Origin of the sequence: Chitinophaga sp. (genome assembly GCF_036566945.1) — a bacterium.
Taxonomy (GTDB): domain Bacteria; phylum Bacteroidota; class Bacteroidia; order Chitinophagales; family Chitinophagaceae; genus Chitinophaga.
Genome location: NZ_DATCVJ010001020.1, coordinates 1 through 15780 on the forward strand (window position 1 = coordinate 1; position 15780 = coordinate 15780).

Annotated in this window: 13 protein-coding genes; 7 read left to right on the forward strand and 6 right to left on the reverse strand. The window is 45.7% G+C overall.

From position 1 onward, the window contains the following. Positions 1-557 precede the first annotated feature (557 nt). Positions 558-1400 carry a FecR family protein gene (locus tag VIP81_RS30635; protein WP_331970949.1) on the reverse strand — a complete coding sequence of 281 codons (843 nt, stop codon included), beginning with the start codon at positions 1398-1400 and terminating at the stop codon, positions 558-560. A gap of 184 nt (positions 1401-1584) precedes the next feature. After that, on the reverse strand, positions 1585-2130 hold the full coding sequence (locus VIP81_RS30640; protein WP_331971035.1) for an RNA polymerase sigma factor: 546 nt from the start codon (positions 2128-2130) through the stop codon (positions 1585-1587). A gap of 133 nt (positions 2131-2263) precedes the next feature. On the opposite strand from VIP81_RS30640, the gene VIP81_RS30645 reads away from it, so the two are divergent. The 3 genes from VIP81_RS30645 (at position 2264) to VIP81_RS30655 (ending at position 5082) form a co-directional block, all read left to right on the forward strand. Beyond that, positions 2264-3262, forward strand: coding sequence for a YncE family protein (locus VIP81_RS30645; RefSeq protein ID WP_331970952.1), 999 nt, complete (start codon positions 2264-2266; stop codon positions 3260-3262). A gap of 160 nt (positions 3263-3422) precedes the next feature. Beyond that, a complete protein-coding gene (locus tag VIP81_RS30650) occupies positions 3423-4223 on the forward strand; it encodes an alpha/beta hydrolase (RefSeq protein ID WP_331970955.1) in 801 nt (266 codons plus the stop codon). 25 nt (positions 4224-4248) lie between these two features. Continuing rightward, a complete protein-coding gene (locus VIP81_RS30655; protein ID WP_331970958.1) occupies positions 4249-5082 on the forward strand; it encodes a hypothetical protein in 834 nt (277 codons plus the stop codon). 2 nt (positions 5083-5084) lie between these two features. Here the strand turns inward: VIP81_RS30655 and VIP81_RS30660 are convergent, their stop codons facing one another. Genes VIP81_RS30660 through VIP81_RS30675 form a run of 4 tightly spaced genes read right to left on the reverse strand, consistent with a single transcriptional unit; the run spans position 5085 to position 10989 of the window. Continuing rightward, the gene (locus VIP81_RS30660) at positions 5085-6191 is read right to left on the reverse strand and encodes a sensor histidine kinase (protein WP_331970960.1); all 1107 of its coding nucleotides are present in this window, start codon (positions 6189-6191) and stop codon (positions 5085-5087) included. Between the two features lie 3 nt (positions 6192-6194). Next, positions 6195-6776: a chemotaxis protein CheB gene (locus VIP81_RS30665; RefSeq protein ID WP_331970963.1), complete on the reverse strand. Its 582-nt coding sequence runs from the start codon at positions 6774-6776 to the stop codon at positions 6195-6197. A gap of 3 nt (positions 6777-6779) precedes the next feature. Continuing rightward, positions 6780-7601 (reverse strand): protein-glutamate O-methyltransferase CheR, encoded by an 822-nt coding sequence (locus VIP81_RS30670; protein ID WP_331970966.1) that lies wholly within the window; start codon positions 7599-7601, stop codon positions 6780-6782. Positions 7602-7608: 7 nt separating this feature from the next. Then, on the reverse strand, positions 7609-10989 hold the full coding sequence (locus tag VIP81_RS30675; protein WP_331970970.1) for a response regulator: 3381 nt from the start codon (positions 10987-10989) through the stop codon (positions 7609-7611). Positions 10990-11319: 330 nt separating this feature from the next. On the opposite strand from VIP81_RS30675, the gene VIP81_RS30680 reads away from it, so the two are divergent. Genes VIP81_RS30680 through VIP81_RS30695 form a run of 4 tightly spaced genes read left to right on the forward strand, consistent with a single transcriptional unit; the run spans position 11320 to position 15780 of the window. Next, on the forward strand, positions 11320-11697 hold the full coding sequence (locus tag VIP81_RS30680; RefSeq protein WP_331970973.1) for a response regulator transcription factor: 378 nt from the start codon (positions 11320-11322) through the stop codon (positions 11695-11697). A gap of 7 nt (positions 11698-11704) precedes the next feature. Continuing rightward, positions 11705-12856: a HEAT repeat domain-containing protein gene (locus VIP81_RS30685; RefSeq protein WP_331970976.1), complete on the forward strand. Its 1152-nt coding sequence runs from the start codon at positions 11705-11707 to the stop codon at positions 12854-12856. Further along, positions 12856-14286, forward strand: a complete 1431-nt coding sequence (locus VIP81_RS30690) for a glycosyltransferase (RefSeq protein WP_331970979.1) — start codon at positions 12856-12858, stop codon at positions 14284-14286. The genes VIP81_RS30685 and VIP81_RS30690 overlap by 1 nt, the downstream gene beginning before the upstream one ends. A 15-nt stretch (positions 14287-14301) precedes the next feature. Then, a complete protein-coding gene (locus VIP81_RS30695; protein WP_331970982.1) occupies positions 14302-15780 on the forward strand; it encodes a glycosyltransferase family 2 protein in 1479 nt (492 codons plus the stop codon).

Below are 15780 nucleotides of genomic sequence, written 5' to 3' on the forward strand. Positions count from 1 at the left end.
TTCATTCTCAAATTTTTCCGTCACTCTGACCTGCTGTAACAGTTGGCTATACCCGTTATTAGCATACAGGAGGGTGATACCTCCCAGTATAAAAACAGTGACCATTACGCTCCATCTCATAAGTCCTTGTATAAAAGTTAGCGTAAGCGATTTTTGCATATATTTGGTTGATTTTAGTGTTAACTAAATGCATATGACAGTCATCAAGCGTGTCTGCAAATCACTGCCTGACTGTTGTATAACTTTCTAAAACCGTGTCTGCTCCAACAGATGCGGTTTTTTCTTTCCCGGGGGAACATAGCTATCGCATAGATGGTTTACTGGTGTCCATCCTGACTTATTTTGGTTGCATCCTCCTTGTATGCGGATTTAAATAGCTGTTAGCTGTTAGCTTTTAGCTATTAGCTGTTAGCTATTAGCTTTTAGCTTTTAGGGAATGCAGCGGAGATAATCATTATGTTGGTCTTCGCTGCATTTACTAACAGCTAATAGCTAAAAGCTAATAGCTCTCTCAATGTTGGTCTTCGCTGCATTTACTAACAGCTAATAGCTAACAGCTAAAAGCTCTTCCGATGTATGGTAATGTCTTTCTCCTTTATATCATATTGTACAGGATGTATACTGCTTACCAGGTCGAGGACCTGTGTAATCGTTAGTTGTTTACTGCATCGCAAGGTATATTCATCTTGTTTCATTTCTGCCGGATTAAACCGGATATGTACGCCGTATTGATTTTCCAATGTGAGGGCCAGTTCAGCGAAACCTACCTGCGAGAGGCTGATCATGCCGTTGGCCCATTCATTGATTTGTTGGTTTTCGGCTTTTGACTTCATGTATTGTTGTGCTGACCGGCTGAATGTGAGCTGGTCGTTGGCGCTGAGTACGTCGAGTCCTTTTTGTGCATGTAATACCTTCACCATCCCTGTTTTCACAGTCACCTGAGTTTCATCCAGGGTGCTATAAGCTTTTACGTCGAAGGAGGTACCGAGTACCTGTACATTCAGTTCCCCGGTGTGCACTTCAAACGGGTGTTGTTCATCCTGTTTTATATCAAAGAACCCTTCTCCTTCCAGTTTCACGGTGCGCACTGCACCAAACTGTTGCGGATATTCCATCCTGGCGCCGGCATTCAGCCATACCCGGGAGCTGTCGGGCAATACGAGTTCCTGTTGTTGTCCGGTAGCTACCTGTACGACTATCATTTTGTGGCGGGGTTGCCAGTTGTTCAGAAACCACCATCCACCTACCACTCCTATCCCGGCTACTGCCGCCGCAGCTATCCGCCAGCGGTACCGCATCCGTACCACGGGCGCAGTTACCGGCTCCAGCTGTGCATGGATATGTTGTAACATATCTGTTTGCAGCTGTTGCTTATGGGCTTCATCCCGGAATGTATGCATAGGTTGCGCTGATTGGTTTTCATACCAATCCTGCAGCCATTGCAGTTCTTGTGGAGTACAGGTTCCGGTTTCAAGCCTTTGGAGGATCTTTGCTATTTTATCTTGAGCATCCACGCTTTTAACCATTTGTAGTATTAAAGACACCCCTGTAAACAGGTGGTACTATACCGTGAGAAAATATTTTTTATTTATAGTGCGAAAGTTTGTCTTTCAGCCTTTTCAGTGCGGTAGTGAGTTGATTTTTTACCGTTTGGGGGGAGATGCCCAACCGGACGGCAGTTTCCTGGACCGATAGGCCGTCACGTCGGCTCAGCAGGTATACTTCCTGCATTTTTTCCGGCATATCGGCAATCGTAGCAGTAATAACGGCTTGTATTTCCGTCAAAAAAAGGTGGTCATCTGCCGAAGGCAAAACAGGCATGGGAAAATCTGCGAAAATATCCAGGTGTTTCTGGTAGTTGTGGTGATACCGGAGATGATTGAGCACACGGTATTTGAGCGAAATAAAAAGGTAAGCATCCAGTTGTTCCCGGATCACGATATCCTTTCTCTTATGCCAAAGGGCCACAAACACTTCCTGTAAACAATCTTTTGCGTCTGCATCATTTTGCAGTCTGGCGTATGCTGCGATGTACAATTTCTCCCAGTAACGGTGATATAATTCATCAAAAGCAGCTTTATCATCCAGTAACTGCATGCGTTCCAGCAGCGCGGTATCCGGCAAGTGCATCAATCACCAAAAGCTTTAAACGTAAATATATAGAAAAGCACTTCAAAAAAGCAAGGTGTATTTAGTGTTAGGTAAAAGACTACAGGTTGTCTCCAGAATCGCTTACGAGTTTTACCCTATAATTATTCATACTATGAAACAGTTTTTAACCGCATGCTTTTTGCTGTCTGCCGGCGCTACCATGGCCCAATCCGAACAATACCATGTAAGCAAAACCTTTCCGGCAGGTAGTGGCGACGGCAAATGGGATTACATCGCTCTGAACCCGGTCAACGGGCAGTTATATGCCACCCATGGTACGGTGGTCAACATCCTGGATAAAAAAACCGGCGACAGTACCGGCCTGATTCCCAATACCACAGGGGTGCATGGGGTAGCATTTGCCGAAAAATTCCGGAAAGGATATACTACCAATGGAAAACTGAATACTTCCACCGTATTTAACATACAAACCAATCAGGTGCTCGGTGAGATAAAAACCGGGAGCAAGCCGGATGCTATTCTGTTTGATCCTTTCTCCCAAAAAATCATTATTTGTAATGGCAGCAGTGCTAATCTGACGGTGATAGATCCTGCGAGCGACAAGGTGGTAGCGACGGTGGCGCTGGGTGGCAGCCCGGAAACCGCGGTAACGGATGGCAAAGGCCATATTTATGTGAACCTGGAAGATAAAAGTGAAGTGGTAAAAGTAGATGCCAATACTTTCACCGCCGGCCCGCACTGGTCGCTGGGTAAAGGAGAAGCACCTACCGGTTTGGCGATAGACGTAAGTACGCATCGCTTATTTTCCGGTTGCGATAATAAATGGCTGGTGGTGCTGAATGCCGACAACGGCCACATTGTTACCACCCTGTCTATTGGTGACGGCTGCGATGGCGTGGCATTTGATGCCACAGAGAAAACTATTTTTGCAGCCAACGGCGAAGGTACCTTGTCCGTTATACAGGAACTCAGTGCCGATAAATATCTCTCTACAGCTACCATACCTACCCGTAAAGGCGCCAGAACACTGGTGGCAGATCCACAAACACACCGGGTGTACCTGCCGGTAGCGGATTATTTACCGGCTGCAGGTAATGCCAAAGCGACCGTTGCTCCCGGCACGTTTAAAGTGCTGGAGGTTAGTAAGTAATTGGTTCAAAGGAATTACTTATATTTGAAAATGTGACTTTTTGAGGCCCAAAAGCCCATGTAAAGCGGACTAAACCGGCTATCCCGGGTTAGTCCGCCTTCTCAAAATACCCTTTTTGTTGGCGGCTATAGTTCATCATTTTCAAATATTAATTGTTGCTATGGACATTATTCAGAGAAATAACATCCACGTTGTTGGGAACCCGAATGCGCTTCAAACCCTGATGTTTGCCCATGGATTTGGCATTGACCAGACCTCCTTTTCAAAAGTTATCCCAGCGTTCGAAAAAGATTACCAGATTATATTGTTTGATAATGTTGGCGGCGGCAAAGCCGAGATGAAAGCGTACAGTCCTAAACGTTATGAGTCTATCAACGGTTACGCCACAGATATAGCCGATATTATTCAGGCGCTGGATGCAAAGAATGTCACTTTTATCGGGCACTCTGTCAGCGGTATGACTGGTTTGCTGGCCACCATCCACTATCCCGACATGATAGAACGGCTTATACTACTGGGTTCCAGCCCCCGTTACCTGAACGATCCTTCCAATGGTTATGTCGGTGGATTTGATCATCCCGCGCTGACCAGTCTTTTTGAAGCGATGGAAAGTAACTTCCATGCATGGGCGAGTGGTTTTTCAAAACTGGCCATGCGAAATGAAGACAGACCGGAATTAGCGGCAGCTTTTGCGGCGTCGCTACAGGCGATACGCCCTGATGTGGCGGTGCAGGTGGCCAGGGCTATTTTTTATATGGATTACCGGGAGGCATTGCCCAAAGTAAAGGTACCTACCCTGGTAGTACAAACGGCCAATGATATTGCCGTACCTGCGGTAGTCAGCGAATACCTGGAAGCCAACATACCGAACAGCCGGCGTACGAAAGTACAGACGCAGGGACATTTTCCACATATCAGTGCGCCAAATGAAGTGATTGCTGCCATCCAATCATTCCTCTAATTATTTCAACTTTCAATTTCATACTGTGAGTACCTGGGAGCGTAAAGCCTTAAATTTTATCAATCAAACGAGTCGCTGGGATAAAGACAAACACATTGCGTCTTTTCTTGCCTTTAGTATTTCTCTTGTAAAAAATCTGACAGAAGCGGATATTGCGCTGCAGCTTGAATTTGAAGATGAGGATACGGCGAAGGTGAAGTGTGCATCTCCTGTTCATTTGAACGAGATGGTGCTGAACCCGGAGCCCATCAAAAAACTTTTGTATTCGCAAGGGTTTAAAACCATTTACTGGCGCCATATTCCGCCGCCAAAAGAAAATGTGTTACAGGAAATATTACAGGCATTTTCTTCTGCTATCATTATGCCTATTAATACTACGCCCAACAATAGCTTGCTGATATTGGGCTGGAGCTCGCCCCAGCAATTTGACAATGATTTCCTGGAATGTATAGAAACCGTTCGTTTACGCCTGAAAGAGATACTGACGCAATCGCAGCAGCAGCTGTACTTTCAGCGGATAGCCATCCGTTTTGCCGCCATATTGCATACCTTCCCGTACGCATTGGTGTTCATTAACAACGACGGCTTTTCCGGATGGGCTAACCAGGAAGGTGCCACACTGCTGGGACTTTCTGGACCGGGAGAACAGCTACCGGCCGTACTTTCTGATGCGATGACACAACTCCGGAATAAAGCATTGAATATAGACGACATCTATAAAGAGGCAGTAATACTGTTTTCTTCTCCCGAAAATTCTATTACCGACTGGGTATGGAAGATGGAACATAAAGTATTAAAAGTATCCTGCTTACCTGTTACCACGCAACAGATCAGTGGCCGGCTGTGGGTATTTGAGTAATATTAATACCGCTGCCGCCACAGGAAATAAAAGGTACTCCCCTCTCCCGGCTGTGATTCCACCCATACTTTGCCGCCCTGCTCTTCTACCAGTAGCTTAAAGATATTTAAACCGATCCCTGTACCTTCGCCTTTATTGTCGTTATCCAATCTTTCAAACAGCTTAAATATCCGGTCTGTATCGCGCTTAGCCACTCCGGGACCATTATCCTTTACATAAAATTCATAAAACTCGCCCTTGTCAGTGCCGCCGATGGTGATGATTCCTTCTTTCTTATCATTATACTTGATGGCATTGGAAATGAGGTTCTGAAAAACCTGTTGCAGTTTCAGTTTATTGGTTTCCAGTACCGGCAGCTGGCCCAGTGTTTCAATGTGGATATGTGCCGGTGGGAATAATAAGTGCGATAACTGAGCGATCAGTTCGTGTACGTCTACCTCTTCAATGGTTTGTTCCATTTCACTCTGCCGGGTATAATCCAGCATAGAAGTAATCATTTCTGTCAGGTGGTTGGTGGCGCCCAATACAATTTTCATATATTCCTTCAGGTCGGGCGCACTCTGAATACGTTCGTCTTCATTGATGAGTGCCAGCAACCCGATCGCCCCTGACAGCGGGGATTTCAGGTCATGTGCTACTACATACATGAAACGTTCCAGCTGTTTATTCACCTTTTCTTTTTCCACCATGGCTTCCTTGAGTTCCTGTTGATACCGGTATAGTTTTTCAAACACGCTCACTTTGGCCCGGGTAACATTTATATCCAGTGGTTTTGAAAGGTAGTCTACCGCGCCTTCTTCAAACCCCCGCATCACATACTGTTCGTCTTTGTTGATAGCGGTCACAAAAATGATAGAGATATCCTTTGTTTTGGGATTACTTTGTAAGAGGCGGGCCACTTCATAGCCATCCATATCCGGCATTTGTACGTCGAGCATAATCAGGCCGATATCATTATGGCGCAGCACCGTTTTTAATGCTTCATTTCCGGATGTTGCCTGCAGGATTTCACGGTGATCTCCTTCCAGCATATGTTCCAGAGATACCAGGTTTTCCGCTTTATCATCTACCAGCAGGATAGTGAACGTTTTCGGTTTGTGCTGCTTCATTTGTCAACTTTTATTTGCGATGCTTATATTTCTTAAATAATGAATGATGTCATTGATGGCCATAGATTGTACATTGGCGCAAAGGTCTATGGCAGCCTGCGGCATGATATCAAATTCGGCTGTCTTCGGATCCTGTACGATCCCGGTGCCACCGGCAGCCATCACGCGGCATAATCCGGCGGCGCCGTCTTTGTTGGCGCCACTCAGTAAAATCCCTACTGCTCCTGCGCCAAATACGCTGGCAGCGGTACTAAAGCTGAGGTCAATCGCAGGGCGACTATAGTTGACCGGCTCCGTATTGTCCAGCGAAAAGGTGGCATCTTCTTCTATCAGCAAATGATAATTTTGCGGTGCCAGATAAATTTTACCGGGTAAAATAGCTTCTTTGTCTTCCGGCTCTGTGATGGTTTGCTGCACGGATAGTAATTTATCCAGGTCGCTCTCCACATTTTTTAACCGGTGCAGAATAATCACCACAGGGATCATAAAGGGAGATGGTAACCGGCTCAGTAAAGCCACCAACACGGGCATACTACCAGCGGAACCGCCGATCAACAGGATACTGTATTTGTGTGGAATGGTCAATGATTATAGTTTGCGCCTGAAAATTTTATTTGGACTGCTTACGACTTCAAATTTATATCGTTCTTCATTATATAGCAGTGACTCTTTCATTCCCAATGCCAGGTAACCTAACGAAGTTAAGCTTTCATAAAATAATTTAACCACCCGCTCCTGCAGTGCTCTGTTAAAATATATAAAAACATTCCGGCAACAGATGAGTTGAAATTCATTGAACACCTGATCTGTTACGAGGTTGTGCTGAAAGAAAATAATATTGCGGCGTAACGCAGCATGTATGACAGCGTTATCATGCCGGGCAGTATAGTAATTAGAAAAATCGTTGATTCCGCCGGACTGTATATAATTATAGGTATAGTCTTTCATGTCCTTCAGCCTGATGATTCCTTTTTCCGCTTTCTGCAGATTGGCGGCATTCATATCGGTGGCGTATATACGACATCTGTCCAGCAGCCCCGCTTCTTCCAGCAGGATAGCCATAGAATATACTTCTTCACCTGATGCGCAGCCGGCATGCCATATTTTAATGATAGGATAAGATGCCAGCCTTGGTAATACCTGCTCGCGGAGGGTTTTATAGAAAGATGGGTCCCGGAACATTTCTGTTACATTCACGGTAATATACTCGACCATTTCCTGGAAAAAGCCATTTTCATTCAGCAGCCGGTGTTTTAATTCAAAGAGGCTGTTGATATGTGCATAGCTGGTAAACCGGATGAAGCGGCGTTTCAGCGATGCGGGGGCATAATCTGTGAAATCATAACCATATCGCTGTTGAATGATTTTCACCAGGTCTAAATAATCGTTGTTGCTGATTTCCTCTACCATAGCCCTTTTATGATAACCATACCCTTAACAAAGATAACAGTTTAATGTTGTCCACTGGTTTGGCGATATAGTCCGAAGCACCGGCTTCCATACATTTCTGGCGATCGCCGGCCATGGCTTTCGCCGTTAATGCAATCACCGGCAGTTGTTGAAACCGCGCATCTGCACGGATATGTTTCATGGCTTCATAGCCGTCCATTTCCGGCATCATAATATCCATCAGCACCAGGTCCAGATGTGGATGCTGTTGTAAAATCTGCAATGCTTCCCTGCCATCAGCAGCGGTTAGTACTTCTATCCCCTGCTCTTCCATGAGGGCGGTAATAGAAAAAACATTGCGCATATCATCATCTGCCAACAACACCTTTTTTCCTGCCAGGGTATTTTCCGTTCCCGCTGAGGGAACAGACTCCACATTGGTTTTCTTCTGTAATTTATAGAGAAACAGTTCCAGTTCATCCATCAGGCGATCAGTCGCATGGGAAGAGTTGCGTACAATAGCCGATGCATATTTTTTTAGTTGCTGTTCTTCACTATTGGTAATATCCTGGTCGAGATATATGATGAGTGGGGTATTACCGGCTTCCGGTATATCGGTCAATGCCTGTAACTGTGTAATGCCGGCATTTAAGTCGGTTCCAATTTCCACGATAACGGCATCATATTTTTTCTCTGCCAGCTGTGCCGATGCGGCGTTGATACCGGCGGCGATATCGTATTGTGTTTCCAGTTTTCTTTCGTCGCTCCTTGTTTTGAGGCTGGCGTCGGCACTTAGGGGGCCGGCGGAAACGAGCAATACCTTTTTAAGCCGGGCTTGCATTGCCGAGCTGATGTTAGCGAACACGGCTTCCATATCTTTCAGCTCCAGTGGTTTTCTCGTATAGCCTTGTATGTTATCTTCTGCTATTCCCTTAATATCGGCAGCAGATACTACGTGTATGAGTATTTTACTGAGGTCTTCGCTGCTTTTCAGGATTTTAAGGATGCTGCGGCCATCAATAACCGGCAGGTTCATATCCAGAATAATGGCTGCCGGCAGGTATTTGCGGGCATAGGCCAGTCCATCCTGTCCGTTATGCGCCACAATAGTTTTAAAGCCTTTATTGCGGGCAAAATCCCGGAGTATATCTGCAAAATAGATATCATCTTCAACGATCAGGATCAGCTTATCCTGTTTGCTGATATTGTTACGGTCATCATCCACGGGTGCGGGCGAAGGAGCAGGCAGGTGTATATCGGGAGCAGCGGTTGTTTTTTCTGTATTGGGAAGGATTTTACCATCCACAGGAATGACGATAGAAAAAGTGCTGCCGGCAGACGTGCTGCTATCCAGGTGTATTTCGCCATGCAGCAGCAGCATCAGTTCCCGGCTGATGCTGAGACCAAGACCGGTGCCACCGAACTTTCGGTTGGTGGCGCCATCTCCCTGATGAAATGCATTGAATACCAGTTCCTGCTTATCGGCCGGGATACCGGGACCGGTATCTGTAACACTGACGCCCACGGCATGGGCGCCCGTTTTATACCAGGCAATGCTGATAATACCACCTGCAGGTGTAAATTTAAAAGAGTTGGACAACAGGTTGCGGATCACCTGCTGCAGGCGGAGTTTATCTGTGACGATGGTAGCCGGAACATCCGGCGCGATGCTTTTGATAAACTGGATATTCTTTTCTGCAGACACTACATCAAAGAGATCAGAAAGATCATCCATGATACCGGCGATGGTTACTTCTTCGAAGATCATCTCTACTTTACCGGCTTCAATTTTAGAGAGGTCGAGTACATCATTGATCAGGTGCAGGAGGTCTGACCCGGATTTATAAATGATGCCCGCGTATTCCGTTTGTTTTTCTGTGAGATTTTTATTTTTATTTTCCTGCAACATTTTGGCGAGGATCAACACACTGTTGAGAGGCGTACGGAGTTCATGCGACATATTGGCCAGGAACTCCGATTTATACCGGCTGCTGGCTTCCAGTTCTGCTGCTTTTTGTGCCAGCGCGCTCCTGGCGGATTCCAGGGCGTTATTTTTTTCTGTTATTTCTACGTTTACCTGCCGCATTTCTTCTTCCTGTACCCGCAGTTCTTCTTCAGATGCCTGCAGCACTTCTGATTGCCGGCTCAGTTCTTCGTTCGACTGCCGCAGTTCTTCCTGCTGGCTGATCAGGATCTCTTTTTGTTCCTGTACCTGTTGCAGCAATGTTAATACTTTACCCCGGGCATTGGCGGCGTTAACGGCCACGGATATATCTTTTTCCAGCAGCTCCAGTAAATGCAGCTGTAAAGGGGTTACTTCTTTAAAAGTGGCCAGTTCTATGATACCCAGCAATTCATCTTCCATCCACAAAGGCACCATTACCACCGCGCCGGGTGTGGCATGACCGCTGGCAGATCCCAGTTGCCAGTAAGTGGCGGGCAGATCGCGGATCACGCGGATCTTTTTGCTGCCAGCGGCATTTCCCAGGAAACCATCATTCATTGGAATGATGGCAGGGATGGCAGCAGGCATACTAACTGCCGAGACTAAACGAAGATCCTCCTGTGTTTCGTCAAAGGAATAAAAAGCGGCGGCAACAAAATCGCCAAAGGAGGTTAATACGTGTAAACATTTATGCACGAGTTCATCCCGGTGATGGCTGCCCTGCAGGCTGTCATTCATATTATTAACGCCGGTGAGCAACCAGTTTCGTTCGTTGGCAGCAGCATTGAGGTCTACCACCTCTTCCAGCTTACTGTTGAGCGCATCCTGGGCTTTCAGCCTTCTTCTGAATTCTGTATAGGTAATCCGCATCAGGATAAAACCCACCAGCAGAATAAAGGCATTGTTGACTAACAGGGTTTTGACTGCCGTGTGGAAAGATGTCGCTTTATAATTTTCCCGGATCGCGAGCAATCCCCGTTCTTCCGCATTCACCGCGCCGATTCTTGCTCTCACTTTATCCATCAGCCCTGTTTCTTTTTCTGTGATCGCCACGTTATTTTTTAGACGGTCTTCCTCGGCGGCATGATCCAGGTCATTCCAAAAACTTAACAAGTGGTTCACTTCATCTTCCAGGGAATCTACATTTTTCACCTGCACAGGATTATCCTCCACCATGCTACGCAGGTCATTAACGGCAGGCGCTACTTTGGGTAATGCCAGCTCGTACGGATGGAGGTAGCGATGTTCGGCAGTGCTGCGAAAGCCACGCCTGGCGGCTTCCATATCGAACAACAATCGTTGTACTCTTTCAGAGTTATTCAGTACGCGGTAAGTGTGTTGCACCCACCCTGCTTCCTCTGTTTGTGTATCGAATGTACGCCAGGTTAGAAATCCTCCCAGCAGTACAAGTAATACCACTAAGGAAAAGCCAAGGTACAGTCTGTTAACCAGTGAAATTTTCATTTTTGTAATGCGGAAAAAAGGTAATTGCTGTGTTTTGCAAAAATGTTATATTAGGTATAAATGTACCAAAATGCCTTCATATTCAATACCTTTGCCGAACGCAACGTATCTGTTTTGACATTAATTTAAAAAATTATACCGTCCGTGAAAAACCTAAGCATATGCTTTCAAAGTATATATCTACGCAAACGAATTGTTGAGTGATTGCAACCACAAAAAAAAATTGTTTACCAGATTTCATGCGCAATATCAAAACCAAATTTCATAATAGATCCGTACCCACTAAACAATACTGCGCCAGCATTGTTTACCGGATTAAATTCAGCCTCTATGAGTAAAATTTTGTTAGTTGAAGATGACGAGATCATGCCGAAGATAGTTGCGAGAATTCTGCCATCTTCCGAATATGAGCTGGATCATGTATCTAATGGCAAAGAAGCCTTTGAGAAACTCGAAGCTACCAATTACGGCTATGACCTGATCATCACAGATATTATGATGCCATATGCCAATGGATTTGAAATTCTCAGTAAAGTAAAGAGTCTGGACAGAGAAAAACAGATTCCCGTTATCATCGTATCCAATGCGGGCAATGAAGATATGATCATGGAGGGCTTTAAACTTGGCGCCGATGATTTCCTGAAAAAGCCGATTATTCCTGCAGAATTATTGATCAGGGTAAAAAGATTATTAATGAAGACTAAATAGCTGCGTGTTGGATATACAAGTACCTGCTTTCCTGGAACCCGCCTGGAACCTGTTCCAGGGAGCGCCACTGACCATACAGCTGGCGATGATATTTATTATAGTGGCGGCGACCATCACGCTGCTGGCCTATTTTTCTATCTTAAGAAACCGTTACCGTGGCTACCAACGTGCAAAAAGACTGGCCTCTCTCCTGCCCACATTAGACAACCTGATTATTGACGAAGTACTGGGGACGACTGACCCACTTGCCAATACCCATCCGGACAGGGTACAACTGAACCTCGAAGAATTCTGGAAATTGCCGCTGCATAAAAAATGGGCCAGGCAAGCCACCACAGACAGGATTATTCATTTTCGCCGGAACGTGAGAGGCAATGCCGGACATCTTTTAAGGGCCTTATACCTGCAACTGGAGCTGGACAAAGACAATATCAAACAGATGAAGTCATCTAAGTGGGCAAGAAAGGTGCGGGCATTGACAGAGTTCATCAACATGGATATTCCTATTGCGGATGTAACTATTTTACCATTAACGAATAGCCATAACCGTGAGTTGAGGGCCGCTGCCAGGCATGCTTATATCAAGCTCAGTAAAAACGAGCCCTTTAAATTTTTTGACGTGGTAACAGATCCATTGCTGATGTGGGACCAGGTGGAATTATTCCGGATCATCACCACCACCGAAGATATCGCCATTCCCAATTTTGCCCGATGGGTCACTTACTCTTCCAACAAGAGCGTCGTATCATTTTGTTTAAAACTCATTATTCACTATAACCAGCTACCGGCAGTACCTGCCGTTACCAAACTGCTGGATACCAAAGATCATTACCTGCGGGCAGATGCCATCAACTGTTTGGGCAAATTGAAAGTCCCTGACGTAGAAGACAAGCTCGTGGCTATTTACAGCAGTCAGCCGCTGCATTGCCAGATAGAAATACTGAAGGCCATTGGCCGCATTGGCAGCGGGCGGCACATCGATTTCCTGAAGCAGGAATTCCTGCATTCCACCGATTTTGATTTGCGTAAAAGTGCCGCCAAATCCATTGTAAAAAATGAATGGATCGCGGGTCAGGTATTGCAGGAACTATTGGATAGTGCAGATCCTGAGAACCTGCTTATTCTGAAACATTGTATGAACCCGTTAATCAAATACTGATGAATGGATTTTTAGAAACAATAGGCAGGATCTATGAAAATACACTTTTCGTATATGGATTGGTGTTATTACTCACCTATGCCCTGCTGGCGATTTTATCTATGCTGGCGATACGCAGGTATGTTAAAAGAAATAATGACCATCAGCTGAATCTGCTATCCAGCTCTCCTATGGCACCAGGCATTACCATTCTGGCCCCCGCCTTCAATGAAGGACTGACCATTGTATCTAACGTACGCTCACTGCTAACACTCAACTATCCCAACTACGAGATCATTATCATCAACGATGGCAGCACGGATGATACCATGCAGCAACTGATTGATGAGTTTAAAATAGTGCCGGTAGACTTTGCCTATAATGTAAAGATCCTCACCAAACCGGTACGCTATATATATAAGTCAACCGACCCGGCTTATTCTTCCCTGCTGGTAATAGATAAAGTAAACGGGAAAAGTAAAGCAGATGCGGTGAATGCCGGCATCAACGTGGCGGCTTTCGATTATTTTGTTTGTACCGATGTAGACTGTATTCTTCATAAAGATACCCTGCTGGAACTTATCCGGCCGGTGATGCAGGAAGAAAAGAAGCGGGTAATAGCGGTGGGCGCTACACTGCGTATCGCCAACTCCTCAGAGTTCGACGAAGGCGTGCTGTTGCGGATGCGCGCCCCCAAACAGTTGCTGCCGCGATTCCAGGAGGTGGAGTACATCCGCTCCTTTGTGCTGGGAAAAATGGGCTGGAGTTATATTAACTGTGTGCCGAACGTATCCGGAGGACTGGGATTATTTGACAAGGAAGTAGCTACCCGCTGTGGCGGATATGATCATAGTTCCTTTGGGGAAGATATGGAACTGCTCACGAGGATGTGCCGGTATGCGCATGACAACCGGATCTCTTACGCGATTCGTTATATCCCTAGAACCCTTTGCTGGACCGAAGGACCGTCTACGGTAAAAATATTCAGCCGTCAACGGGTTCGCTGGGCCAGAGGGCTTGCCCAGTTGATGGCAGCACACTTCAGTATGTTCCTGAATCCCCGTTACGGCAAGATGGGGCTCATCGTGTTTCCCTTCAATTTCTTTTTTGAATTGCTGGCGCCACTGGTGGAATTCAGTGGCATCATCGTATACATTGTACTGGCGGTACTCGGCCAGGTCAACTGGCCCTATGCGCTGTTGTTATTGCTGTTTGTGTATACCTATTCCATCATGATCACGACCATTTCCATATTATGGGACCAGCTTTCTTTCCGGTATTATAAATCATGGCGAGAAGTGGCTTATCTGTGTTTCACCCCATTCATGGAGTTTTTATTATATCATCCCCTCATTGTCATTAATTCGTTGCGGGGTTACTATAATTTCCTGACCGGTAAAAGAAGCACCTGGGGCAATATGCAACGGCAAGGTTTTGGGAAAAAGAAATAAAGAAAAGAGAACCATATGCTCAGAACGATTTTTGAACAAAGCGTATTCATATATGGTATCACGTTACTACTCATGTATGCCCTGCTGGCGTACATGTCATATCGTGGCATCATACGCTTTCGCAAAAAGAATAGTTTTACCAATTATGATCACCTGCTGGATTCCCCGCTAACGCCGGGTATTTCAGTGATTGCACCGGCCTTCAACGAAGGGGTTACCATTATCATGAACGTTCGATCCCTTCTAACGTTGAACTACACACGCTTTGAAGTGATCATTGTTAATGATGGCAGCACAGATGATACCCTGGAAAAACTCATTCATGAATTTGAGCTGGTGCCCGTGGATTTTGCTTACAACGAACGGATCGTTACCAAACCGGTAAGACGGATTTTCAAATCTACCAATACCGCCTACGACAAATTGCTGGTGATTGATAAGGTAAATGGTAAAAGTAAGGCAGATGCGTCTAACGCTGGTATTAACGCCGCCGCGTTTGATTACTTCCTGTGTACAGATGTGGATTGTATTATAGAAAAGGATACGTTGCTGCGGATGGTAAAGCCATTCATGGATGAAGAGCATAAGAAAACAAAAGAAGTCGGAGAACCTTGTCCCCAGTGCGGCTATGTGCATGTAGTGGAAGACAGCCGGCAGGTAATCGCCACTGGCGCTACCCTGCGTATTGCCAACTCCACAGAAATAGAGGATGGTGTGATCATACGGGTACGTCCCCCCGAAAAGTTACTTCCCCGTTTCCAGGAAATGGAATATCTCCGGGCTTATGTGTTGGGAAAAATGGGTTGGAGCGGTTTAAACAGCGTACCCAATGTATCTGGTGGGTTGGGGTTATTTGACAAAGAAATTGCCATCAAAGCCGGCGGATATGACCATGCCTCTTTTGCGGAAGACATGGATATTGTGACCCGCATGTGCGCCTATATGTTGGACAACCAGGTGAAATATGCGATCCGTTATATTCCTACTACCCAATGCTGGACAGAGGGGCCTCCGAATATGAAGGTGTTTAGCCGGCAGCGCACCCGCTGGGGGCGCGGTCTTGCAGAGATCATTACCATTCACCGGAAAATATTTTTTAATCCACGGTATAAAAAACTGGGGCTGATAGTATTACCCTACAACCTGTTTTTTGAATTCCTGGCGCCTATTATTGAATTTACCGGTATCCTTTATTATATCTACCTGATCATTACCCATGAGGTAAACTGGCAATATGCGTGCATTTTATTGCTGTTTGTATACCTCTATTCCGTGATGATCACTACCCTGGCAATTTGCTGGGACCAGATTACCTACGGTTATTACAAAACCTGGTGGGAAGTAATCGGGCTGGCATTGATGGCCTTCCTGGAACCATTGCTGTATCATCCGCTGATTGTATTTTTTGCGCTCCGGGGATATTGGTTCTTCCTGATTGGTAAAAAGACGTCCTGGGGAAATATGCAAAGACAAGGATTTGGCAGAAGAAAGTAA